This is a genomic window from Billgrantia pellis (assembly GCF_008297955.1).
GTDB lineage: Bacteria > Pseudomonadota > Gammaproteobacteria > Pseudomonadales > Halomonadaceae > Halomonas > Halomonas pellis.
Genome location: NZ_VTPY01000005.1, coordinates 148,283 through 173,343, shown reverse-complemented (window position 1 = coordinate 173,343; position 25,061 = coordinate 148,283). Strand labels below are relative to the sequence as shown.

Sequence of the window (25,061 nt, the reverse complement as noted above, 5' to 3'; positions counted from 1 at the left end):
GGATTCCACGCCGATGCGTCAGTCACTGACACGGGAACTGGCCAACCTGGTCGAACGCGGACGCGACCGCCAGTTGCGCCTGGCGGTCACCGGGCTTTCCCGCTCGGGCAAGACCGCCTTTCTTACCTCGCTGGTCAACCAATTGCGCCATGCCGGCCTGGAGGCGCGGCTGGATCTGATGCCGGCGGCTCGCGAAGGGCGTCTGCTGGGTGCCCGTCGGGTCAGCCAACCCGACCTGGGCGTGCCGCGCTTTCCCTACGATCAGGCCATGGAGGCGCTCGACGCCGACCCGCCACGCTGGCCCGAGCCCACCCGCGGTATTAGCGAACTGCGCCTGACGATCCGCTACCGCCCGGCACGGCGGAAGCTACTGCGTAGCGAGACGGCAGAACTCAGCCTCGACCTGTTCGACTACCCCGGCGAATGGTTGCTCGATCTGCCGCTGCTGGGCCACGACTATCTCGACTGGAGCCTGGCCATGCTGGCTGAGGCCGGCGAGCAGCGCCGCGTCCTGCTGGCCGAGTGGGAGGCCGCTGCCGTCGGGCTCGACCCCGCGGCAGAGGCCAACGAGGCCGAGCTCGCCGATATCGCCGCGCTCTACGCCCGTAGCCTTCAGGCCGCCCGCGAAGCGGGATTCGCCAATCTGCAGCCGGGGCGCTTTCTGCTGCCGGGGGATTTGGAAGGGGCGCCGGTGCTGCAGTTCTTCCCGCTGCCCGCGCTCAGGGACGCCACCCACGCCGAGCTTGCCAAGCTGCCGTCGCGGAGCATCTACGCCACGCTGTCGGCACGCTTTCGTCACTATCAGCAGCATATCGTGCGGCCCTTTTATCGCGATCACTTCCGCCGCTTCGATCGCCAGATTGTGCTGGTCGACGTGCTCGGCGCGATCAATGCCGGGCCGGAGCGCTTCGAGGACCTCTCCCGCGCGCTCGGCACGCTGATGCAGAGCTTCGACTATGGCAAACGCAGCCTGCTCTCGCGGCTGTTCTCGCCGCGCATCGATCGCCTCGCGATCGCCGCGACCAAAGCCGATCACGTCACGCCGGAGCAGCATGCCAACCTGACCGCGTTACTCGAGGCACTGCTCGCCGAGCCGCTCCAGGACCTGCGCTACGCCGACGTACCGGTCAAGGCCCTCTCGCTCGCCGCGATTCGCGCCACCGAAGCCCAGGAAGTCACTCACCAGAACCAGCGCACGCCGGCGCTGCGCGGCACCACGCTCGAGGGCGAGGAGGTCCTGATGTTTCCCGGGGAGGTCCCGGCCCGACTGCCCGAAGCCGACTTCTGGACCCGGCAGGGCTTCGATTTCCGCGCCTTTCGCCCCGCCTCGCGTGAGGGCGGCGCTCTGCCTCACATTCGCCTCGACGCCGCGCTCGATTGGCTGATCGGAGACAAGCTACAATGAGCGACCCGCACCGCCAAGGTTCGCCGGGCGACGATCCGCGCCCGGCCCGCCGTTTTACTCTCGACGAGCCGTCTCCTCTGTCGGGCGGGGAGATACCGCGCCCACGCCAGGACTTCGACAGGCACCTGCCCACACGCCCCATTGAAGAGACGCCGCCAAACGCGCCTGAGCGCGATTTAGCCGTCAGTCTGGGGCGCCCGCGCAAGCGGCGCTGGGGGTTACTGTCCCTGATCGGCGGTGGTTTGATCCTGGGCACTGCGGAACTCGTCATGCGCCTGCCCGAAGCCCTGCTTGGGGGCGACTGGCTCGCCGGCGGCTGGCACCTGCTGGGGCTGGGCGCCATCGCCCTGGGCGCGGGGGCGCTGTTACGCGAAGCTTGGCGCCTGCGTCGCCTGAAACGCCACGACGCCCTGCGAGAACGGCTGGCGCAACTGCCCGAGGCCGATGCCAAGCAGGCACTCGACATGGCCCAAGTGCTCAAGCGACAGCTCGGACTCGATGACGACCATCCCCATTGGCAGGCTTTCCTCGCCGCCTGCGAGCCGCATCACGCCGGCGCGGAAGTGCAAGCGCTGCTGACCCACCATCTGCTGGTGCCGCGCGACCGCGAAGCCCGGCGGATGATTTCGCGCATGTCGGGAGAAACCGCCGTCATGGTGGCGGTAAGCCCGTTGACGCTGGTCGACATGGCCATCGTGGCATGGCGCAACCTGGCCATGATCGACCGCATCTGCCGCCTCTATGGCCTGGAACTGGGCTACGCCAGTCGCCTGCGCCTGCTGCGCACGGTGCTCTCCAACATGGCCTTTGCCGGCGCCACCGAAATGGCCAGCGATGCGGGAGTGGAGCTGCTGTCGCTGAACCTGGCCAGCCGACTCTCGGCGCGCGCCGGCCAAGGCATGGGGGTGGGCCTGCTCACGGCGCGTCTCGGCCTGCGTACCCAGCGCCTCACCCGTCCGCTGGCGTTCGCCGAGGGCGAGGCACCGCGCATGGCGGACCTGCGCAGCGAGCTGTGGCAACAGCTGCGACGGCTGGAGGACAAGCAAGGGTGAGCGGGATGGATGCCGGCTTGACCTCGGTCATGACGTCCCGCGCGGAAGGCGTTAGTCTCGGGGAACAGTTCGCTCACCCGCAGGAGGTCTCGCCATGTTCCACTCCATCCTGGTCCCCGTCGACGGTTCCGAAGGCGCCAAGAAGGCCCTCGACGTCGCCTGCCAACTGGCCGACCGGGCCGACGCCACCCTGCATATCTTGCACATTCCCGAGGAACTCTCCCATGAGACCACGCTGGTCTGGGGGATCGGCGCCATCGCCGTCGAAGCCTCGCGCCAAGAGCGCGAAGACATCGGGCATCAAGTCGTGGAAAAAGCTGCCGAGATCGCTCGAAGCCTGGGTGTCACCAAGATCGAGACCGTCATCGGTCAGGGCGACCCCGCGCGCACCATTGTCAGCGAGGCCAGGCGACGCGGCGTCGATGCCATCGTCATGGGGAGCCGCGGTCTGAGCGACCTACGCGGACTGATGGTGGGCAGTGTCTCCCACAAGGTCAGTCACGTGGCCGAATGCACCGTGATCACCGTCCGCTGAGAGCATCGGAATATGTCCGGGAACGCCCAACGACTGGATTGGGCGAAAATTGCCTAGAGGGCGAAGCGCTCGCGAAGATGTCTCGCCACGGCGATTTCGGCGTGGTGGCCGATGCGATGCGCATCCGGCACGCGTCCCGCCAGTTCGGGATGAGCGTTGGCCATGACGTGGGCTTCGCCGGCGTGCGCTAGCATCTCGGTATCGTTGAGGTTGTCGCCGAAGGCCAGGCAGCGCTCGCGAGCGATTCCCAGCGTCGCCAGAAGGGCCTTCAGCGCGGTGCCCTTGTTGACGCCACCGGCCATGATTTCAAGCGAATTGACGGTGGAATAGGTCACATGCAGGCGCTCGCCGTGGCGCACGCGAATCGTAGCCTCGAGCCTCGCCAGCCGCTCGGGCTCGCCGATGTAGAGCACCTTCCCTACGCCGTCGCCGTCGAGCCTGTGAGGCTCGACCACACGATAGCCGAAGCCGGTATGGGCATGGTACGCCAGCAGCCGCGGCTCGGGGGCATCGATCAGCCATTCGTCCTCGAGGTAGAGATTCAGGCGCACGCTGTCGTGGCGTTCCAGGGCGATCAGTTCGCGTGCCAGCTCGGCTTCCAGATGACGCGAGATCATCAACTCGCCGGCGGGATCATGCACATAGGCACCGTTGGTACTGATCACATGGACGGGGACCCCGAGCCGATCGCGAAAGGCTCGCATGTCGCGATAATGCCGCCCCGAGGCGAACGCCAGGTGATGGCCAGACTGGGCCAGCAGGCGCAGGGTCTCGACAGTCTCGGAATGCAGGTCGTGGTTGGCATCCAGCAGCGTGCCGTCGAGGTCGGAGACGATCAGGTGGGGTATCATGGGCATCCTGGCGCTTCGGGAGTCCGATACAGGCTAACGCAGCAGGTAGTGCTTGCCCAGATGCGCCTTTTTCTTCTACGGTCGCCTCGGCATTTTAACCTGTTGTTTCTCCTCGTTCGCGACGCGAGCGTTTGGCGCCGGCTGTGGGAATCCGTATAGTGGCCCTCCTATCCCGCCACACGTTCGTGACCATGCTGCAGAACAACCCGCTGCTCGCCCAGCTCAAGCAACAGATTCGTAAGACCACACCTCGCGCCGAGGGCGTGATCAAGGCCACCGACAAGGGGTTCGGCTTTCTCGAAACCGACGACGGCCAGTCCTATTTCGTGCCGCCACCGGCCATGAAGCAGGTGCTGCACGGCGATCGCGTGCAAGCCGTGATCCACGAAAACGGCGACAAGACCTCGGTCGAACCCGACACGCTCATCGAAGCGGGTCTGGATCGTTTTATCGCCCGTGTACAGAAGCGCGAGGGACGCCTGGCGGTAGTCCCCGATCACCCCTCGATCAAGAACGCGCTCAAGGCACGCATCAAGAACAGCCTTGATGAGGCGAGCATCGGCGACGCCGACTGGGTCGTGGCGCGACTGGTACGCCACCCGCTCAAGCCCGACGATCGCGCCTTCTTCGCCCAGATAGACGAGCTGGTAGCCAAAACCGATGACCCGGCCGTGCCGTGGCGGGTGACACTGGCGCGCCACGCCTTGGAGCAGGAATGCCCCGAAGCCGGCAATGACTGGCCGCTGCGCGACGAGGGGCTAACGCGTGAGGATCTTACCGCCGAGCCGTTTTTCACCATCGATAGCGAAAAGACCCGCGACATGGACGATGCTCTGCGCATCGAACCGCGCGAGGGGGGCGGCTGGCGGCTAACCGTGGCGATCGCCGACCCTACCGCCTACGTCGAGGAGGGTCACGCCGCCGACCTGGAGGCGCGCACCCGCGCCTTCACCGTTTACCTGCCGGGTCAGAACGTGACCATGCTGCCCGAGCAGCTCGCCGACGACCTCTGCTCGCTGCGCGAGGGCGAAGAGCGGCCAGTGCTGGCCTGCGCCCTCGAAGTCGAACCCGACGGCAGCCTGGGCGACTACCGCTTCTTCGCCGCCACCGTTCGCTCCCGGGCGAAGCTGGTCTACGACCATGTGTCGGATTGGCTGGAGGACCGGGGCGAGTGGACGCCGGAGGAGGAGATCGCGCCGCAGCTCAGCGCCCTGCAGGACATGACCGAAGCGCGCAGTGCCTGGCGTACCGAACATGCGCTGGTGTTCAAGGATCGCCCTGACTATGTGTTCGACCTGGACAAGGCAGGCAATGTCCTCGGTGTGCGGATCGAGCAGCGGCGCATCGCCAACCGCATGATTGAGGAGGCGATGATCGCGGCCAATGCCTGCTGCGCGCATTACCTGGCCGAACACGTGGGACACGGCATCTTCAACGTGCATCGCGCGTTCGATCCGGAGAAGGCCGAGGCCGCCCACGAATTTCTGACTGCCCAAGAGATCGAGATCGAGATCGAAGCGTTGTCAGAGCTGCCCCGCTACAAGGAGCTCAAACGCGCATTGGAGAGCCGTGACGACGCCTGGCTGGACGCTCGGCTGCGCCGCTTCCAAGGCTTCACCAGCATGTCGGCCCGCCCCGGCCCGCATTTTGGTCTGGGCCTGGCCGCCTATGCCACCTGGACCTCGCCGATCCGCAAGTACGGCGACATGGTGAACCATCGCCTGATCAAGCGCGTGCTCAAAGGCGAACAGGCGCCGGCCGAAGCCACACAGGCGCTGACCGAACAGCTCACCGAACGCCGCCGCCTCAACCGCATGGCGGAACGCGACGTCAAGGATTGGCTCTATGTACGCTATCTGAGCCCGGCCGCCGACGCCCAGGAAACCTTCGAGGCCGAAATCTTCGGTATCAGCCGCGGCGGCATGCGGGTGCGCCTTCTCGCCAACGGCGCCACGGCGTTCGTACCGGCACCGATGCTGCATAGCGACCGCGACAAGGTGGTCATCGACGACAAGGAGGGCCGCATCCGGGTCGATGGCGAGGAACGCTACAAGCTGGGAGACGTCATCCGCGTAGCGCTGGTTGAGGCGCGCGAGGAAACCCGCTCGCTGGTGGCTCGCCCAAGCGACTGAGGGCGGCTTCGCTCACACTTCGCCCCGGCCCGATGCCCGGGGCGAAGTCGTCTTGGGGAAACGTTCATGCCAATGGCGCCGCGTCTCGGCGCCAACGTTTGCGGCCCCCTCCGCAGGCCAGACCGCCACGTGAGGTGCGGCCCGGGCGGTCGCCATCCCTTCGACGACATCCGAGACGCTCCGTTGGCTCACCACAACCTCAACGCCGAACCGGCCCGTCTAGTCGCGCATGGCCCTTGCCAGCACGTCGCCGATCGGCTTGATCAAGTAGCTGGCGAAAGTGCGCTCACCGGTATGGATCATGACCTCGGCCGGCATGCCCGCCAGCAGCCGCATGCCGGAAGTCATCTCTTCGCGCCTCTTCTCGGTGACAAGAACTCGAGCCCGATAATAGTCACGCCCGGTGCTCTCGTCCTCGAAACTGTCGGCCGAGACATGTATCACCTCACCGGCGACGGCGTGGGTGATTCCCTGATTGAAGGCACTAAAACGAACCTCGGCCGATTGACCCACGAACAGACTATCGACATCGCTGACCGGCACGCGCGCCTCGACGACGAAGCCCTCGTCGCTGGGCACGATATCCAGAATCGGATCCCCGGCGCCAACCACCGCCCCAAGCGTATGCAGCTGCAGGCCGACCACGGTTCCTGCCACCGGTGCGGTCACCGTGGTACGGCGCACCTCATCGGACAGCGCCGTGATTCGCTCCTCGGCGGCGGTGATCCGCTCCTGTACCTCGCGCAGCTGTTCGCCGGCCTCCGCCTGGAACTCCTGTCGACGGATCTGTTTTTGCAGCTCGTTCTCGCTGATCTGCGCTGCGATGCGAGCGATCACGGATTGCTGCTGGGCGGTCTCCCCCTCGAGCTCGAGAATGTCCCGCTCCAGCTCGCGTAAACGCTGCCTATCGCCCAAGCCACGCTCGAACAGGTTGCGCAGATCTCCCGCCTCATCGCGCAGAGAGGCGACCTGCTGGCGGTTGTACTCCACCAAAGACTTCAAGCCTTCACGCTGCTCCTCGTACTGGCGGGTTTGCTGATCCAGCGTTTCCAGCGTGCTCTGCAGCGACTGCCGCCGCGAGAAGAACAGGCCGTGCTGCACCGCCAGCACCTCGCTGACACGCTGGGAATCGCTCTTCAGCAACTCCTCGGGAAACGTCAGGGTCGTCTCCTCGGCGAGCTCGGTGGTCAAGCGCACTTCACTGGCCCGGTTGATCAGATACTGCGTCCTCGCTACCTGAAGCTGCGACGCGGCACGGGTATTGTCCAGCACCACCAGCACATCGCCGGCCTCGACATGATCGCCGTCGGTCACCCGAATCTCCTTGACGATGCCGCCTTCATAGTGCTGTACCGTCTTCTTGAACGAGGCGACCGAAACCTTGCCAGGGGCCACGACGGCAATCGCCAGGTTGGCGGCCAATGCCCATCCTCCGAACCCGCCGAAGGCGACCAGCAGGATGAGCAGCCCCAGACGGCGATAGCGACGCCCATCGACTGGCAATGCCGCTGCACACGTGTCCTGTCCCTTCGTCATGTCGCGACTCCTCCAGGCAACCCTTCGCCAGATGCCCGGTGTCGCAGCGGCCTACCGGGCACCGCCTGGCCTCGCCTTGGCGCCGCGATACGCGCCAGCACGTCGTCGCGCGTTCCCCAGAGGCGGAGCTTCCCGTCGCCGAGCACCAGCAGCCTGTCGACATCGGCCAGTACGCTGCGCCGGTGGCTGATCACGAATAGCGTCGTTCCCATTTTCTTGAGCTGGCGCATCGCCTCGGCCAGCGCCCGCTCGCCAGCGTCGTCGAGATTGGCGTTGGGTTCGTCGAGAACGACCAACACGGGCTTGCCGTACAGCGCTCGCGCCAAGCCGATCCGTTGGCGCTGGCCGCGTGATAGCGCCCCGCTGGCGGCACCGATACGTGTCTCGTAGCCCTCAGGCAGGCGCAGAATCATCTCGTGCACCCCTGCCTTCTTCGCCGCCGCAATCACTTGCGCGTCGTCGATCTCGCCGAAGCGTGCGATGTTCTCGCTGATCGTGCCATCGAAGAGTTCAATGTCCTGGGGCAGATATCCCACATGAGGCCCCAGTTCGTCCCGGTTCCAGTGTCGAAGGTCGGCGCCGTCGAGCCGAACCGCCCCCGATTCGGGCAGCCAGATACCTAGCAGGGCGCGCGCCAGCGTAGTCTTACCCGCCGCACTCGGTCCGATGATGCCGACGTGTTCGCCGGGCGCCACCCTGAAACCGATGTTGTGCAGTGATGGCTTCGCACCCCCTGGCGGCGTCAGCGTCAAGGCTTCGACCGCGACCTCTCCCTTGGGCGCAGGCAGCGACAAGCGACGCGTCTCCGTCGGCGCATCCCGAAACAGCGCATCGAGCCGGCAATAGGCATCGCGGCAGCCCACGAAGCTCTTCCAACTTCCGATCATCTGATCGATGGGCGCCAGTGCGCGCCCCATGAGGATCGAGGCGGCGATCATCATACCCGGCGTGATGCTCGCCTCCAGCACCAATAGTGCACCCAACCCGAGAATCAGCGACTGCGCCAGGATGCGCAGCCCCTTGGACAGATGGCTCAGCCCACTGCTGCGATCGCTGGCCCGGGATTGCTTGACCAGTGCCGCCACGTGCCGCTCCTCCCAGCGTCTCATGATCGACGACAGCATTCCCATGGCATGCAGGACCTCGGCGTTGCGCAGGTTGCTGCCGGCCTGAGCCTGGGCCTGAATGTGTTCATGCCCGGCTTCGGCCAACAGGCGCCTGGCGCTCTTTTCGTTGATGATCGCAAGCCCCAGCAGGAGCAGTCCCGCACCGGTCGCGAAGATACCGAACCACACATTGAACACGAAGAGAATGGCCAGATAGATCGGTACCCAGGGCGCATCGAAGAAGGCGAACAGCCCATTCCCGGCGATGAACTGGCGTACCGTCTTGAGATCGTCGAGAGGCTGGCCGCTGCCCTCGTCCGGTGACGCCAGCCCTCGGGCGAACATGGCACGATACAGTCGACCACTCACCAGCGTATCGAGATGGTTGCCCGCCCTCACCAGCAGCCGAGAACGCACCCATTCCAATCCCACCATGACCGCCAGCAGGAAGATCGCCACCAGGGTCAGCATAAGCAAGGTTTCCTTGCTGCCACTGGTGATGACCCGGTCATAGACCTGCAGCATGTACAAGGCCGGTGTCAGCATCAGCAGATTGATGAACAGGCTGAAGCCGGCCACCCATCGCAGAGCGGGCCGACAAAGTCTCAGCGCGTGCCGAAAGTCGCTTTGGGATTGTGGAGACATGGTGCTCACTGAATCGGAATGGAGAAGCAACGCAGAGCCGTCTCGCTCAGCTTGCGAACGGCACGGTAACAAACCGTCCCTGCCTCATTGGGTAACTTATTAAGCTTTTTGTGTATTAATGATAGGAAAAGTAGTCCCGACAAGGGATCAATCTCAAGCTGGGTGCATAAACTCGCTAGATTTCAAGTAAATAATAAAAAGGACAACGTCTATTGCACGATTAAATGTAAAAAGATCCCTCAATTACGTTCTCTCGCCATCTGCCCGCCCTTGTGGCTCGTTTCCGTCTCGCTAGCATCCGCAGCGAAGCCTGTGATTGGCGATCGCCAGTGCACGGATCGTATGGCCCCGCGCGTTCACGTCGTGATGCCACGGGGCCGAGCAACACTCACCAGGAGGAACCAGCATGCCGATCATCGATGTCGCCCGCGGGACATCGGCCCGGGAACTTCAAGAGCTGATCGACACCGCCCCGAGCGAGTCGACTCTGCTTCTGGACTCAGGCGACTACCGACTCGACCAGGCCCTGCGCATCCACCGCTCCGATATCGCCCTCAAGGGAGCGGGCGCCGACTCGACCACGCTGACGTTCACCGAGGCCGCTCTTGATGCGAACGACCGCTTCGGTATCGGGATCGAGGGCGACATGCGGGGCGTGACGCTCGGCACGCTCGCCGCCGACCTTGGCGAAGGCGAGCGAAGCGTACGACTCGGCGCCGGGCATGGTCTGGAGCGAGGCGACACGGTGCGGATCTGGCAAGATAACGATACGGCGTTCCTCGATGCGATCGGCGACACCTCCTGGCGCAAGCAGGCCCATGCCGAGCTGCGTACCAGCATGGCCAGGGTCGATGCCGTAAACGGCGACACCGTCACGCTCGATCGTGGCGCGCATTTCAATTTCGCCGGGGGGCAGGCCAAGCTGGAACGGCTCGCTCCCGTCGATGATGTCTCCCTGGAGGGGCTTACCGTTGACTACGAACTGGGAACGCCCGACGCTTCGGCGTTTACGAATACCCGAGGCAGCCTGACCGACTACCAAGCCATTCGCCTGGATGGCACCCTCGATGCTCGGCTAGAGGATATCGCGGTCGAGAATGGCCCCTCGACGGCTTTTCACTTCGCTCGCTCGCTGGATGTCGAGGCCGATTCGCTACGCGCCGAGGGAGCCCACAACAAGGGCAGCGGCGGCAACGGCTACGGCTTCGAACTAAGGGAGAGTTATGACGGTAACTTCAGCCACCTCGAAGACAGCGGCATGCGCCATGGCGTACTGTTCGCTTCCTGGCGCTCCTCCGTCGGCAATGAGATCGAGGTCGACTTCACCGACCGCGACATCAACTTTCACGGCGGACGCGACCATGACAATCAAGTCCGCGTCGCCCAATCGAGTCGCAATGCCGAGGCCGATGAACTCTCACCGGCACTGTGGGTCAATGCCGGCGGCGAGAGCTTCGGCGCCATCACCGATCCCGATGCCAACGAGGTGCGCTTCGATTATGTGATGGGTTCGCGTCGCAGCGATGCGCTTCGAGGCAGCGACGACGGCGTCTACCTCAATGGCGGGCTGGGCCATGATGCGTTGTTCGGCGGCGCCGGCCACGACGTGCTGGAGGGTGGCCCCGGCGACGACGGGTACGACGGGGACGATCGACTGATCGGAGGAGCAGGCATCGATACAGTGCGCTATAGCGGCCCGATCGATGCCTACCGGATCGAGTTCGACGGCGACCGCATCGCTGTGCATAGCGACAAGGGCGCAACCGATACGCTCGAAGACATCGAGCTGGTCAGCTTCGCCGATGGCACCGTACTGCATACGGCGTCCCGCGGCACCTTTCACGCCACTGCGTTCGACATTCCCGACGCGGATGACATCCTTGATGGCAATGCCATTCCTACCGGCTTGGTGGACGGTGGTGCCGAGCTTCTGGTAGCGGGCAGCACAACGCGACGCTGGGACGACGGCTATGTCGCCGAGGTCTTCGTCGAGAACCTGACCGACGCCCCCCTCGCGGCGCCCGAGCTGCGCCTGGAAACCGACGATACCATCGATGTCCTGTGGAACGGCGAGTTGGACCGCGACGGAGATGCCTACCGGGTCCGCGACGACGATGCCACCGAGCTGGCTTCCGGCGAGGCATGGCGCTTCGCCTACCGCGCCTATGGCGACGAGCCCACGCCCGACGCCATCACCGCCTCGGATGGCCAGGACGTTGCGCTGCTCGGCATGCACGACGGCACTGACCTCGGCCTGCTCGGCTGACCGTGCGTGCGGCACGACTGGGCATGGAATGTCTGCCGGTCACGAAAAAGGGCGCCCCGCGAGGGGCGCCCTTTGCGTCTTCAGATCGCTTGAGGGCTCACCAGCCGGTGACGTCCTTCAGCGCATCGCCGATTTCGGCCAGGGAGCGAACGGTACGTACACCGGCATCCTCCAGCGCAGCGAACTTCTCGTCAGCGGTGCCCTTGCCACCGGAGATGATGGCACCGGCATGGCCCATGCGCTTGCCCGGGGGGGCAGTGACACCGGCGATGTAAGACACCACCGGCTTGGTCACGTTGGCCTTGATGTAAGCGGCGGCCTCTTCCTCGGCGGTACCGCCGATCTCGCCGATCATGACGATCGCCTCGGTTTTCGGGTCCTTCTCGAACATCTCGAGGATGTCGATGAAGTTGGAGCCCGGGATCGGATCGCCGCCGATGCCCACGCAGGTGGACTGGCCGAAGCCGTGGTCGGTGGTCTGCTTGACCGCTTCGTAAGTCAGGGTACCGGAGCGCGACACGATGCCCACGCGGCCGGGCTTGTGGATGTGGCCCGGCATGATGCCGATCTTGCTCTCGCCCGGGGTGATCACGCCGGGGCAATTGGGGCCGATCAGCCGCACGCCCAGCTCGTCGCACTTCACCTTGACGTCGAGCATGTCCAGCGTCGGGATGCCCTCGGTGATGCACACGATCAGCTTGATGCCGGCGTTGGCGGCCTCAAGGATCGAATCCTTGCAGAAGGGGGCCGGCACGTAGATCACACTGGCCTCGGCACCGGTCTTCTCGACCGCTTCCTTGACGGTGTTGAACACCGGCAGGCCCAGGTGCTCCTGGCCGCCCTTGCCCGGGGTCACGCCGCCGACCATCTGGGTGCCGTAGGCGATCGCCTGTTCGGAGTGGAAAGTCCCCTGCCCGCCGGTAAAGCCCTGGCAGATGACCTTGGTGTTCTTGTCGATCAGGATGCTCATTACTTGCCCTCCGCTGCCTTGACGACCTGCTGAGCCGCATCGGTCAGGCTGGTAGCAGCGATGATGTTCAGTCCGCTGGAAGCCAGCTTCTCGGCGCCCAGCTCGGCGTTGTTACCCTCGAGACGCACCACTACCGGCACGTTCACGCCGACCTGCTCGACGGCACCGATGATGCCCTCGGCGATCATGTCGCAACGCACGATGCCGCCGAAGATGTTGACCAGGACGGCCTTGACGGAATCGTCGGAGAGGATCAGCTTGAAGGCTTCCGCCACGCGCTCCTTGGTCGCACCGCCGCCCACGTCGAGGAAGTTGGCCGGCTGACCGCCGTTGAGCTTGATGATGTCCATGGTGCCCATGGCCAGGCCAGCGCCGTTGACCATGCAACCGATGTTGCCTTCCAGGGCCACGTAGTTCAGTTCCCACGCTGCCGCTTCGGCTTCGCGCTCGTCCTCCTGGGAGGGGTCGCGCATCGCCTGCAGATCCGGATGACGGTAGAGGGCGTTGCTGTCCAGGTTGAGCTTGGCGTCGAGGCAGTGCAGGTTGCCTTCGTCGGTGATCACCAGCGGATTGATCTCGAGCAGCGCCAGGTCCTTCTCGTGGAACAGGCGCGACAGGCCCAGGAATATCTTGGTGAATTGCTTGACCTGGTCGCCCTTCAGGCCCAGGGCGAAGGCCAGCTCGCGCGCCTGGTACGGTTGCGCGCCGACCAGCGGATCGATCTCGGCCTTGAGGATCTTCTCGGGGGTTTCCTCGGCAACCTTCTCGATCTCCACGCCGCCCTCGGTGGACGCCATGAACACCACGCGACGGGTGGCACGATCGACCACCGCGCCCAGGTAGAGTTCGTTGGCGATATCGGTGCAGTTCTCGACCAGAATCTTGGCAACCGGCTGACCGTTCTCGTCGGTCTGATAGGTCACCAGGTTCTTGCCCAGCCACTGCTCGGCGAAGGCCTTGGCTTCTTCCGGGCTCTTGATCAGCTTGACGCCACCGGCCTTGCCGCGGCCACCGGCGTGGACCTGGGCCTTGACCACCCACATGTCACCGCCGATCTTCTTGCAGGCTTCTGCCGCTTCCTCGGGGGTGTCGACTGCAAAGCCCTTGGATACCGGCAGACCATAATCGGCAAACAGCTGCTTGCCTTGATACTCGTGAAGGTTCATCGATTCATGCCATTGGTTGCATGTGACTCGAATGGCAACCGCGAAACCCCGCGTAGGGCGGTGAGCATCGGGTTACCCCCGTTCGCGCCCGGTACATGGCCGGGCGCGACGCACCATCCGCGGATGGCGCTTGTTGTCCCTCTTGGCGAACCCGCTTACTTGCGCTTCTTGCGGTTGGCCATGTGAATCGCGTGCCCATCCACCGCCAGGGCCGCTTCGTGGATGGCTTCGGAGGTGCTCGGGTGCGCGTAGCAGGTCAGCGCCAAGTCCTCGGCGCTGGAGCCGAATTCCATGGCGATGACGCCCTGGGCGATCAGTTCGCCGGCATGCTGGCTGACGATGTGCACGCCCAGGATACGATCGGTCTCGGCATCGGCGATGATCTTGGCCATGCCCTCGGGGGCATTATTGGCCAGCGCACGACCATTGGCCGAGAACGGGAAGCTGCCGGTCTTGACCTCGATGCCCTTGGCCTTGGCCTCCTGCTCGTTCATACCGACCCAAGCCACCTCGGGAGAGGTGTAGATCACGCTGGGGATGGCATCGTAGTTCATCTCGGCCTTATGGCCGGCGATGATGTCAGCCACCATCACGCCCTCTTCGGAAGCCTTGTGCGCCAGCATCGGCCCGCGCACGCAGTCGCCAATGGCGTAAATGCCCGGTACGCTGGTGCGGCACTGGTCATCGACATGGATGAAGCCACGCTCGTCGAGGCCCACGCCGACGCTCTCGTCGACCACGCCCTTGGTGTACGGACGGCGACCGACGCAGACGATCAGCTTGTCGAAGGTCAGCTCCTGCTCGCCGTCCTTGTCGCTGTACTTGACCGTCACCTCGTTGCCCTTGATCTCGGAGCCGGTAACGCGTGCACCGAGCTTGATGTCCAGGCCCTGCTTCTTGAGCAGCTTCTGGGTCTCCTTGGCAATGGCGGTGTCGACCATCGGCAGGAAGGTATCCATGGCCTCGAGCACAACGGTCTCGGCGCCCAGACGGCTCCACACGCTGCCCAGCTCCAGGCCGATGACGCCGGCGCCGATCACGCCCAGGCGTTTCGGCACTTCGGTAAACTCCAGCGCACCGGTGGAAGTGACGACGATGTCCTCGTGCAGCGGGGTCGGCGGAATCTCCACCGGCACCGAACCGGCAGCGATAACGATGTTATCGGCTTCAAAGGTGCTCTTCTCGCCGTCATGGCCGGTGACCTCGACCTGCTTACTGCCGACCACCCTGCCGGTGCCGTCCAGTGCGGTCACGCCGTTGGCCTTGAACAGCGCGCTGATGCCGCCCACGTTCTTGGCGATGACGGAGTTCTTGAACTCCAGCATCTTGGCCACGTTGGCCTTGGGTGCTTCGAGATCGATGCCGATCTCGGCGAAGTGATCGCGCGCCTCGACGAACTTGTGGGACGTCTCGAGCAACGCCTTGGAGGGAATGCACCCCACGTTCAGGCAGGTGCCGCCGTGAACGGTCTTGCCTTCCTTGTTGACCCACTTCTCGACGCAGGCGGTCTTCAGTCCCATTTGGGCGGCACGAATGGCGGCCACGTAGCCCCCGGGGCCCGCACCGATGACGATCACATCAAATTTATCGGCCATGTGGTTTTCCTGTTGATCGGTTCGCGTTTGGTCCGTTGAATCGAGGCACCGTTAGATATCCAGCAGCAAGCGCGCCGGATCCTCGAGCAGTTCCTTGAGGGTAACCAGGAACTGCACCGCATCCTTGCCATCAATCATGCGGTGATCGTATGACAGGGCCAGGTACATCATCGGACGGATCTCGACCTTGCCGTTCACCGCCATGGGGCGCTCCTGGATCTTGTGCATGCCCAGGATCGCCGTCTGCGGCGGATTGAGGATAGGCGTCGACATCAGCGAGCCGAAGATGCCGCCGTTGGTGATGGTGAAAGTCCCCCCCTGCATCTCGTCGATGCCGAGCTTGCCGTCACGTGCCCGCTTGCCGAAGTCGACGATCCCCTTCTCGACGTCGGCGATCTTCATGCTGTCGGTGTCGCGCAGCACCGGCACCACCAGGCCGCGGTCGGTGGAGACCGCCACGCCGATGTCCTGGTAGCCGTGGTAGACGATGTCGGTACCGTCGATCGAGGCATTGACGTCAGGGAAGCGCTTGAGCGCTTCCGAAGCCGCCTTGACGAAGAAGCCCATGAAGCCGAGCTTGACGTCGTGGGCCTTGAGGAAAGTGTCCTTGTACTGGGCACGCAGTTCCATCACCGCGCCCATGTCCACCTCGTTGTAGGTGGTCAGCATGGCGGCAGTCTGCTGGGCCTGGACCAGGCGCTTGGCGATGGTCTGGCGCAGGCGGCTCATCGGCACGCGCTTCTCGGGACGCTCGCCCTCGACGACCGGCGCTGCGGCGGCCTGCTTGGGCGCGGCGGCCGGCTTCTCGGCCTTCTTGGCGCTGCCCTCGTTGACGGCACGCTGCACATCCTCCTTGAGGATGCGGCCGCCCTTGCCGGTGCCTTCGATCCTGCTGACGTCGAGGTCGTGCTCGGCCACCAGCTTGCGTGCGGCCGGCGCCAGGATCTTGTCGCCGATCTTCTCGTCGCTGGCGCCAGTGTCGGCGGAAGCCGCCGGCGTTTCATCGGCCGCCGTGGCGGCGCCACCACCGGCGCCCTCGGCGAAGATCGCCAGTACCGCCTCGGATTCCACCTGACTGCCCTCTTCCGCCCTGATCTCCTGCAGGGCTCCGTCGGCGGGCGCCACCACTTCCAGCACGACCTTGTCGGTCTCGATGTCGGCCAGCACCTCGTCGCGCTTGACCGCCTCGCCGACTTGCTTGTGCCAAGTGGCCACGGTGCCTTCCTGGATGGACTCGGGGAAGGTGGGGGCCTTCACCTCATGGGTCTGGCCGCCTGCGGCCGGTGCGCTCTCAGGCTCGGCCGTGGCTTCGCTCTCTTGCTCGGCCTTGGCGTCGCCCTTCTCGCCCTTCGCTTCACTCTTCTTCTCGTCGCCCTTGGCGCCGCCTTCACCGATCCTGCCCAACACCTGGTCGGACTGCACGGTGTCACCCTCTTCGGCCAGCACTTCGCTCAGTGTGCCCGCCTCCGGCGCCACCACCTCGAGCACCACTTTGTCGGTCTCGATCTCGACGATCAGCTCATCGCGCTCGACGCTGTCCCCCGGCTTCTTATGCCAGGCCGCCACGCTGCCTTCGGCAACGGATTCCGGAAAGGTGGGCGCTTTGATCTCGGTAGCCATGTCGTTTCCCTTGTATGTTCTCTCGTCCCGGCGGGATGCCTCAATTATTGAAGGCGTCTTCCACCAGTTGGCGCTGCTGTTCGGTATGCACGGACATGTAGCCCGCTGCGGGTGCCGCCGAGGCCGGGCGTCCGGCGAACTTGAGCTCGCCGCCCAGGCCGCTCTTGAGCATGTCGGCCACGGTCCGCATGTGGTGCTGACTCGAATACCAGGCGCCCTGGTTGAGCGGTTCTTCCTGGCACCACACTACGGTCTCGAGATTGACGTAGGCCTTGAGCGCCTCGAACAGCTCCTCCTTGGGGAAGGGATAGAGCTGCTCGATGCGCACGATGGCCGTATCGTCGCGCTCATTCTCGGCGCGCCAGGCCGCCAGGTCGTAGTAGACCTTGCCGGCACACATGACGACGCGCTTGACCTGCTGGGGATCGAGGTTGCCCTGGTCCGGCAGCACCATGTGAAACTGGCCGTTGGCCAGATCGTCGAGGCTCGAAACCGCCTCCTTGTGACGCAGCAGGCTCTTGGGCGACATCACCACCAGCGGCTTGCGCAGCGGGCGAATGACCTGACGACGCAGCAGGTGGAAGATCTGCGCCGGGGTGGTCGGCACGCACACCTGCATGTTGTGTTCGGCACACATTTGCAGGAAACGCTCGAGACGCGCGGAGGAGTGTTCGGGCCCCTGCCCTTCATAGCCGTGAGGCAGCAGCATGGTCAGTCCGCACAGGCGCCCCCACTTGGTCTCGCCCGACGAAATGAACTGGTCGACCACCACTTGGGCGCCGTTGAAGAAGTCGCCGAACTGCGCTTCCCAGATCACCAAGTCGTTGGGGGCGGTGGTCGAATAGCCGTACTCGAATGCCAGCACCGCCTCCTCGGAGAGGAAGGAATCATGGATGGTGAATCGCGGCTGGCCGTCTGACATGTGCTGCAGCGGCACGTACGTCGTGCCATCCTTCTGGTTGTGCACCACCGCATGGCGGTGGGAGAAGGTGCCGCGCCCCACGTCCTGACCGGTGATGCGCACCGGGTGGCCCTCGTCGAGCAGGGTGGCGTAGGCCAGGGTTTCGGCGAAGCCCCAGTTCAGGCCCAGCCCCCCTGCCTGCATCTTGCGGCGGTCCTCGTAGATCTTGGCCACCTGCCGCTGCACCTCGATGCCGTCGGGAATCTCGCACATGCGCGCCGCCAGGCGCTGCAGGCGTTTCATCTCGACTCCGGTCTCGGCATGGCCGCTCCACTCATGGCCAAGGTAGGGCTTCCAGTCGACGAACAGCGAAGTGTTGGGTTCCTGCACGAGGGCATTGGCCACATGGTTTCCGGCCATCAAGTCCTCGCGATAGGTCTCGATCATCGCCTGGGCCTCGTCATCGGTGACGACGCCCTGCTCGACCAGGCGGCTGGCGTAGAGGGAGCGCGAGGAGGGATGGTCCTTGATCTTGCGGTACATCAGCGGCTGGGTACCGGAGGGCTCGTCGGCCTCGTTATGACCGCGACGGCGATAGCACACCAGATCGATGACCACGTCCTTCCGGAACTGCTGGCGGTAGTCCAGCGCCACCTGAGTGGCGTGCAGCACCGCATCCGGGTCGTCGCCGTTGACATGGAAGATCGGGGCCTGAACCATCTTGGCGATATCGGTGCAGTATTCCGTAGAGCGCGTGTCCTGCGGGTGTGAGGTGGTGAAACCGACCTGGTTGTTGATGACGATGTGGACCGTACCGCCGGTCTTGTAGGCACGGGTCTGCGACATCTGGAAGGTTTCCATGACCACGCCCTGGCCGGCGAAGGCGGCGTCGCCATGCACGTTGATCGGCAACACCTTGGTGCCTTCGAGGTCGTCGCGGCGATCCTGGCGGGCGCGCACCGAGCCCTCCACCACCGGCGAGACGATCTCCAGGTGGGACGGGTTGAAGGCCAGCGCCAGGTGAACCTCGCCGCCCGGCGTCATGACGTTGGAGCTGAAGCCCTGGTGGTACTTGACGTCGCCCGAGCCACGCTCAATCAGCTTCTTGCCGTCGAACTCGTCGATCAGTTCGGAGGGATTTTTGCCGAGGATGTTGACCAGCAGGTTGAGGCGCCCACGGTGGGCCATGCCGATGACGACTTCCTTGACTCCGTAGCCGCCACTACGCTGGATCAGCTCGTCCATCATGGGGATGAACGACTCGCCACCCTCGAGGCCAAAACGTTTGGTGCCGGGATACTTGGAGGCCAGGTAGTTCTCCAGGCCCTCCGCGGCGGTCAGGCGCTCCAGCAGGTGCTTGCGCACCTCGTCGCTATACTTGGGTGCCGAGCGAACCGACTCGAAGCGTTGCTGCAGCCAGCGCTTCTCCTCGGTATCGACGATATGCATGATCTCGCAGCCGATGGAGCGGCAGTAGGTCTGCTCCAGCGCCTCGACGATGTCGCGCAGTGGCGCTTTGTCCATCCCCAGAAAGAAAGAGCCGGTCTGGAATTCGGTATCCAGATCGGCCTTAGACAACTGGTGGAAAGAGAGGTCGAGGTCGGGTACGGGGGCTTGGCTGCGCAGCTTGAGCGGATCGATGTCGGCCTTCTGATGGCCCCGGAAGCGATAGGCGTTGATCAACTGCAACACCTTAACCTGCTTCTTGCTCTCACCACTGTCGGCAGCAGCCGTAGCGGCGCTCGCCCGGCGCGCACGGGCCAACTGCTGGAACTGATCGCGCACGGGGCTGAGGGGGACTTCATGGGAGGCGCTGCCATCGACACTGGGCAGCTGATCGAAGTAGGTCCGCCACTCGTCGGGCACGGATCCTGGGTCGGCGAGGTATTGCTCGTAGAGCGCTTCCACATAGTGAACGTTGCTGCCGCTCACATGGGAGCTGTTCCACATCAACTCCATTATGCCTTGTTGCATCTCTCGGTCACCCTACACTGATGGGGTGTTGTCGGCGCCATCGCGGGCCAGCCGCGACGGCTTGGCTGGTGCCCTGCCGGAAGGGCGTCTTTCTTCTGCCCGGCGGATCCGGCCGCCAAGCCGGAAACCTTGAATTCCATGGTCAAGAGCCGGTACCCAGGGCACCGGCTCTCGTACTGCGACTCGCGAGCCGACCGCGACAAGGGATCGCGGTCGGACTCCGCCTGCCATGATAGCAAGCCATGGGCCACGATTTAAGTGGCATTCGCGAGTAGCATGTCGCGAATCTTGCCGATCGCACGGGTCGGGTTGAGCCCTTTGGGGCATACCGCGACGCAGTTCATGATGCCGCGGCAGCGGAATACGCTGAACGGATCCTCGAGCCCCGCCAGACGCTCGCGGGTGGCGGTGTCGCGCGAATCCGCCAGGAAGCGGTAGGCCTGCAGCAGGCCGGCCGGACCGACGAACTTGTCCGGGTTCCACCAGAACGACGGACAGGAAGTCGAACAGCAGGCACACAGGATACACTCGTAGAGGCCATCGAGCTTGTCACGATCTTCCGGTGACTGCAGGCGCTCGATCGCCGGTGCCGGGGTGTCGTTCTGCAGGTACGGCTGCATGCGCTCGAACTGCTTGTAGAACAGCCCCATGTCGACCACCAGATCGCGCACCACCGGCAGGCCGGGCAGCGGACGCAGCACCAGCTTGTTGTCCTTTACCACGTCGGACAGTGACGTGATGCAGGCCAGGCCATTCTTGCCGTTCATGTTCATGCCGTCCGAACCGCACACGCCCTCGCGGCAACTGCGACGGAAAGCCAGGGTGGTGTCCTGGGCCTTGAGCATCTCCAGGACATTGAGGATCATCAAGTCGCGACCCTGGGTATCCAGCTGGTACTCCTGCATGTAGGGTGCGGAGTCGGTTTCCGGGTTATAGCGGTAAATCGATACCTGAAGCATCTCGTGACTCCCCCTCAATAAGTACGGACTTTCGGCTCGAAGGTGTCGACGGTCTTCGGCTTGAAGTTCACGTCGCGCTTGCCGACCCTCTTCTCGGCCGGGAAGTACATGGAGTGCTTCAGCCAGTTGGCGTCATCGCGATCCGGGTAATCGTAGCGGGAGTGCGCGCCACGGCTTTCCTTGCGCTCCAGGGCCGCGATGGCGGTGGCTTCGGCCACTTCCATCAGATTGTCGAGTTCAAGCGCCTCGACGCGCGCAGTATTGAAGGCACCCGACTTGTCGACCAGATGCGCTTCGCCGATACGGCCGCGCAGTTCGGCCAGCTTCTTGACCCCTTCCTGCATGTGCTCCTCCTGGCGAAACACACCGAAGGCGTTCTGCATGATGTTCTGCAGTTCGGCCTTGAGCTCAGCCACGGACTCACCGCCAGTGGACTCGTTCCAGCGCGTGATGCGCTTCATGGCCGCTTCGATATCGGAGTCGGAGGCGCCGAGGTAATCGATACCCTCGTTGAGTGCGCCTTCGATAAAGATGCCCGCCGCCCGGCCGAAGACCACCAGGTCGAGCAGCGAGTTGCCCCCCAGCCGGTTGGCACCGTGCACCGAGACGCAGGCCGCCTCACCGCAGGCAAACAGGCCATTGACAATGCGATCGTTGCCGTCGGCGTCCTGCATGATCGCCTGGCCATGCACATTGGTCGGAATGCCGCCCATCATGTAGTGGCACGTCGGCACCACCGGAATCGGCGCATTGGTCGGATCGACGTGGGCGAAAATCTTGGACAGCTCGCTGATGCCGGGCAGGCGCTTGTTGAGCACCTCTTCACCCAGATGATCGAGCTTGAGGAAGACATGATCGCCATTCTCGCCGCAGCCGCGCCCCTCGAGAATCTCCATGACCATGGAGCGCGCCACCACGTCACGGCCGGCGAGATCCTTGGCGTTGGGCGCGTAGCGCTCCATGAAGCGTTCGCCGTCCTTGTTGACCAGATAGCCGCCCTCGCCGCGACAGCCCTCGGTCACCAGCACGCCCGCGCCGTAGATGCCGGTGGGGTGGAATTGCCACATCTCCATGTCCTGCATCGGAAAGCCGGCGCGCAACGCCATGCCGATGCCGTCACCGGTATTGATCAGGGCATTGGTGGTGGAGGCGTAGATGCGTCCGGCACCGCCGGTCGCCATGACGGTGGCCTTGGACTGCACGTGCACCACTTCGCCGGTTTCGATGCACATGGCGATGCAGCCCACCACGTCGCCGTTGGCGTTCTTCACCAGATCGACCGCGAACCACTCGTTGAGGAAGGTGGTATTGTTCTTCAGGTTGTTCTGGTAGAGGGTATGCAGCAGGGCATGACCGGTACGGTCGGCCGCCGCGCAGGTGCGTGCCGCCTGACCGCCCTCGCCGAAGTTCTTCGACTGACCGCCGAACGGACGCTGATAGATGCGGCCATTGTCGAAGCGTGAGAATGGCAGGCCCATGTGCTCCAGCTCGAAGACGGCCTTGGGGCCCTCGGAGCACATGTACTCGGCCGCATCCTGATCGGTGATGTAGTCGCCACCCTTGACGGTGTCGTACATGTGCCAGCGCCAGTCGTCGTTGGGATCGGCGGAAGCGATGGCACAGGTAATGCCGCCCTGGGCGGAGACGGTATGCGAGCGAGTCGGGAAGACCTTGGACAGTACGGCTGTCTTCTTGCCGGACTTGGCCAGCTCGAGAGCGGCACGCAGGCCGGAGCCGCCGCCACCGATGATGATGGCATCGTAGGACAAGGTACGCATGTTAGACATGAATCAGGCTCCCCACAGAACTTGGATGCCCCAGACCAGGAACACGAAAATGGCCAGGATGATAACGACCTGGGCGCCGAGGCGGATGGGCGTCGACTTGAGATAATCGGTGGTCACGGTCCACAGACCGATCCAGGCATGCGCAGCAAGAGAAATAAAGGCCAGCAGAGAGAAGATGCGCATCCAGGTCTGGGCGAACAGGTGACTCCAAGTGGCGTAATCGAGCCCGGGGTTGAATAGCAGATACGCGACGATGAAAACCGTGTAGAGCGCCAGGATGATCGCCGTGACGCGCTGAAGCAGCCAGTCGGAGAGGCCGCTGCGCCCCAGATTAGTGATGTTGGTTACCATACCCAGACTCCCGCCAGAATGACCAGGACGGCACTGATGACCACGGTGGCCTGTGCCTTCTTGACGCCCCCTTCCAAGGTTACGCCGTAACCGGCATCCATCAGCATGTGATTGATACCGGCGACGAAATGGAATGCCAGGGCCGACAGCAGACCCCAGGCAATCAGCTTCGCCAGGAAATTATGCGCCAGTGCGTCCTTCACGGCCGCAAACCCTTCCGGCGACGACAGGGACGTGTCGAGCGCCCAGAAGGCAAAGATGAGACCGATGAACAGGATGACGCCGGTAATACGATGAGTAATCGACGTCAGGGCGGGTAGTGGGAACTGTATCGTGGTGAGGTCGAGGTTGACGGGTCGTTTGCTATTCACGGCTCTATACACACTCTCTTGGCTCGCTCTGCCACCAGTGGGACCAGGCATGAGCGGGCGGTGGTTTGAGGTAGGGGGCTCGCCGCTGCCGAGACGGGCGTGACAACGAGTACCTGCCAGTCGCGCGGTGTGGATTATAGGGACATGAACCCCCAGTGACAAATGCGCACCGCTGCGACTCGACCATGGTTCAAGCTCTTTCACGTCCCGGCGTTAGAGGATGAAACCGCCCTCTTCCCGAAGTATGCTTGGTACGATGCCTCATGATGCAGAGCACCATTTCCTGTACATAAAACGATACAACACTGAGCCTTTGCATAATTCCCAGGTCACTTTGGCCTAATTGACAATCCCGGGAACGCTTCTATAGTGGGCGAACCTTTTCGCGGGCCAGGCGTTGCAACACGGTTTGCGAATGAATGGGTTAACGAACATTTCGACTTCGAGAGGAGGCCAGAATGGCTGACAGGAAAGCGACACTGACGGTAGACGGCCTGGACAAGACGATCGAGCTGCCAGTCTACTCAGGCACCCTGGGCCCTGACGTGGTCGATGTCCGTGGTCTCGGCGCCGAAGGCCTGTTTACCTATGATCCCGGCTTCATGGCAACCTCCTCGTGCCAGTCCGCCATTACGTATATCGATGGCGCCAAGGGCGTGCTGCTGCATCGCGGCTATCCCATCGACCAGCTGGCCAAGGAATCCAACTTCGTCGAACTCTGCTATACCCTGCTGTTCGGCGAGCTGCCGTCCAGCGACCAGTACGCCGACTTCGAGTCGCGGGTTCGCAACCACACCATGGTCCACGACCAGATCAACAACTTCTTCAAGGGCTTTCGTCGCGACGCCCACCCGATGTCGATCCTGTGTGGCGTGGTGGGCGGCCTGGCGGCCTTCTACCATGATCACATGGACATCACTCAGGAGGAAGACCGCGTCATCAGCGCGATCCGCCTGATCGCCAAGATGCCGACCATCGCGGCAATGTCCTACAAGTATAACGTGGGCCAGCCCTTCAACTACCCACGCAATGACCTGAACTATGCAGAGAACTTCCTCTACATGATGTTCAGCAATCCGTGCGAGGAGTATAAGGTCAACCCGGTCTACGCCAAGGCCATGGACCGCATTTTCATGCTGCATGCGGACCACGAGCAGAACGCCTCCACCTCCACGGTACGCCTGGCGGGCTCCACCGGCGCCAACCCGTTCGCCTGCATCAGCGCCGGCATCGCCGCCCTATGGGGCCCTGCCCACGGCGGCGCCAACGAGGCGGTACTGAACATGCTCGATGAGATTGGCGACGACTCCGAAGAGAACATCCAGCGATTCATCGACAAGGCCAAGGATAAGGACGATCCCTTCAAGCTTATGGGCTTCGGCCACCGCGTCTACCGTAACTTCGACCCGCGCGCCAAGGTCATGAAGGAGACTTGTGACGAAGTGTTAGCCGAGCTGGGCATCGACGATCCACAGCTAAAGATCGCCAAGCGCCTGGAGCAGATCGCGCTGGAGGACGAATATTTCATCGAGCGCAAGCTCTACCCCAACGTCGACTTCTATTCCGGCATCATTCTCAAGGCAATGGGCATCCCGACCAATATGTTCACGGTGATCTTCGCCGTCTCGCGCACTATCGGTTGGATCTCCCATTGGCACGAGATGCTCAGCAACGATTACAAGATCGGCCGCCCGCGTCAGCTCTACACCGGCCACACCCAACGCGACTATCCTGCCAAGTAATCCGGCGGGCAGCGGCCCTGCCGCAGCGTCACCCCTCGCAGAGAGCCGCCCACGGGCGGCTTTCGCTTTTCGGCAGCATGGATAAAAGGAGTCTCCA

The 25,061-nt window shown here is 63.7% G+C and carries 18 protein-coding genes; 6 read left to right on the top strand and 12 right to left on the bottom strand.

The window, feature by feature from the left end; genetic code table 11:
- The first annotated feature begins 13 nt into the window (after positions 1-13).
- From F0A17_RS14035 to F0A17_RS14025, 3 genes are all read left to right on the top strand, one after another.
- Complete coding sequence (locus F0A17_RS14035; RefSeq protein WP_149328978.1) at positions 14-1,405, top strand: YcjX family GTP-binding protein; 1,392 nt, start codon at positions 14-16, stop codon at positions 1,403-1,405.
- Positions 1,402-2,457, top strand: coding sequence for a YcjF family protein (locus tag F0A17_RS14030; protein WP_149328977.1), 1,056 nt, complete (start codon positions 1,402-1,404; stop codon positions 2,455-2,457). Before F0A17_RS14035 ends, F0A17_RS14030 begins: the two co-directional genes overlap by 4 nt.
- Positions 2,458-2,551: 94 nt before the next feature.
- On the top strand, positions 2,552-2,992 hold the full coding sequence (locus F0A17_RS14025; RefSeq protein WP_149328976.1) for a universal stress protein: 441 nt from the start codon (positions 2,552-2,554) through the stop codon (positions 2,990-2,992).
- Between the two features lie 53 nt (positions 2,993-3,045).
- Here F0A17_RS14025 and F0A17_RS14020 read toward each other — a convergent pair whose 3' ends face one another.
- The gene (locus tag F0A17_RS14020; RefSeq protein WP_149328975.1) at positions 3,046-3,843 is read right to left on the bottom strand and encodes a Cof-type HAD-IIB family hydrolase; all 798 of its coding nucleotides are present in this window, start codon (positions 3,841-3,843) and stop codon (positions 3,046-3,048) included.
- A gap of 191 nt (positions 3,844-4,034) precedes the next feature.
- Between F0A17_RS14020 and F0A17_RS14015 the strand changes: the two genes are divergently transcribed.
- Positions 4,035-5,975: an exoribonuclease II gene (locus F0A17_RS14015; RefSeq protein ID WP_149329233.1), complete on the top strand. Its 1,941-nt coding sequence runs from the start codon at positions 4,035-4,037 to the stop codon at positions 5,973-5,975.
- A 219-nt stretch (positions 5,976-6,194) separates the two neighbouring features.
- On the opposite strand, the gene F0A17_RS14010 is transcribed toward F0A17_RS14015, so the two are convergent.
- Positions 6,195-7,511, bottom strand: coding sequence for an HlyD family type I secretion periplasmic adaptor subunit (locus F0A17_RS14010; RefSeq protein WP_149328974.1), 1,317 nt, complete (start codon positions 7,509-7,511; stop codon positions 6,195-6,197).
- Positions 7,508-9,262, bottom strand: coding sequence for a type I secretion system permease/ATPase (locus F0A17_RS14005; RefSeq protein ID WP_149328973.1), 1,755 nt, complete (start codon positions 9,260-9,262; stop codon positions 7,508-7,510). The genes F0A17_RS14010 and F0A17_RS14005 overlap by 4 nt, the downstream gene beginning before the upstream one ends.
- 406 nt (positions 9,263-9,668) lie before the next feature.
- Here F0A17_RS14005 and F0A17_RS20935 point away from each other — a divergent pair, with 406 nt between their 5' ends.
- Complete coding sequence (locus F0A17_RS20935; RefSeq protein WP_149328972.1) at positions 9,669-11,528, top strand: alginate biosynthesis protein; 1,860 nt, start codon at positions 9,669-9,671, stop codon at positions 11,526-11,528.
- A 97-nt stretch (positions 11,529-11,625) separates the two neighbouring features.
- Here the strand turns inward: F0A17_RS20935 and sucD are convergent, their stop codons facing one another.
- From sucD to sdhC, 9 genes are all read right to left on the bottom strand, one after another.
- Positions 11,626-12,498, bottom strand: a complete 873-nt coding sequence (gene sucD / locus F0A17_RS13995) for a succinate--CoA ligase subunit alpha (RefSeq protein ID WP_149328971.1) — start codon at positions 12,496-12,498, stop codon at positions 11,626-11,628.
- The gene (sucC, locus tag F0A17_RS13990) at positions 12,498-13,664 is read right to left on the bottom strand and encodes an ADP-forming succinate--CoA ligase subunit beta (protein WP_149328970.1); all 1,167 of its coding nucleotides are present in this window, start codon (positions 13,662-13,664) and stop codon (positions 12,498-12,500) included. The genes sucD and sucC overlap by 1 nt, the downstream gene beginning before the upstream one ends.
- A gap of 155 nt (positions 13,665-13,819) precedes the next feature.
- Positions 13,820-15,259: a dihydrolipoyl dehydrogenase gene (gene lpdA / locus F0A17_RS13985; protein WP_149328969.1), complete on the bottom strand. Its 1,440-nt coding sequence runs from the start codon at positions 15,257-15,259 to the stop codon at positions 13,820-13,822.
- Positions 15,260-15,310: 51 nt separating this feature from the next.
- Complete coding sequence (gene odhB, locus F0A17_RS13980) at positions 15,311-16,879, bottom strand: 2-oxoglutarate dehydrogenase complex dihydrolipoyllysine-residue succinyltransferase (RefSeq protein ID WP_149328968.1); 1,569 nt, start codon at positions 16,877-16,879, stop codon at positions 15,311-15,313.
- Positions 16,880-16,919: 40 nt separating this feature from the next.
- A complete protein-coding gene (locus tag F0A17_RS13975) occupies positions 16,920-19,754 on the bottom strand; it encodes a 2-oxoglutarate dehydrogenase E1 component (RefSeq protein ID WP_149328967.1) in 2,835 nt (944 codons plus the stop codon).
- 254 nt (positions 19,755-20,008) lie between these two features.
- Positions 20,009-20,713, bottom strand: coding sequence for a succinate dehydrogenase iron-sulfur subunit (locus F0A17_RS13970; protein ID WP_149328966.1), 705 nt, complete (start codon positions 20,711-20,713; stop codon positions 20,009-20,011).
- A 14-nt stretch (positions 20,714-20,727) separates the two neighbouring features.
- Positions 20,728-22,500 carry a succinate dehydrogenase flavoprotein subunit gene (gene sdhA / locus F0A17_RS13965; protein ID WP_149328965.1) on the bottom strand — a complete coding sequence of 591 codons (1,773 nt, stop codon included), beginning with the start codon at positions 22,498-22,500 and terminating at the stop codon, positions 20,728-20,730.
- A 3-nt stretch (positions 22,501-22,503) separates the two neighbouring features.
- Positions 22,504-22,851: a succinate dehydrogenase, hydrophobic membrane anchor protein gene (gene sdhD / locus F0A17_RS13960; protein ID WP_149328964.1), complete on the bottom strand. Its 348-nt coding sequence runs from the start codon at positions 22,849-22,851 to the stop codon at positions 22,504-22,506.
- Positions 22,845-23,222, bottom strand: a complete 378-nt coding sequence (gene sdhC, locus F0A17_RS13955) for a succinate dehydrogenase, cytochrome b556 subunit (RefSeq protein ID WP_223111551.1) — start codon at positions 23,220-23,222, stop codon at positions 22,845-22,847. The genes sdhD and sdhC overlap by 7 nt, the downstream gene beginning before the upstream one ends.
- Positions 23,223-23,680: 458 nt before the next feature.
- On the opposite strand from sdhC, the gene gltA reads away from it, so the two are divergent.
- The gene (gene gltA / locus F0A17_RS13950) at positions 23,681-24,964 is read left to right on the top strand and encodes a citrate synthase (RefSeq protein WP_149328962.1); all 1,284 of its coding nucleotides are present in this window, start codon (positions 23,681-23,683) and stop codon (positions 24,962-24,964) included.
- Positions 24,965-25,061 lie beyond the last annotated feature (97 nt).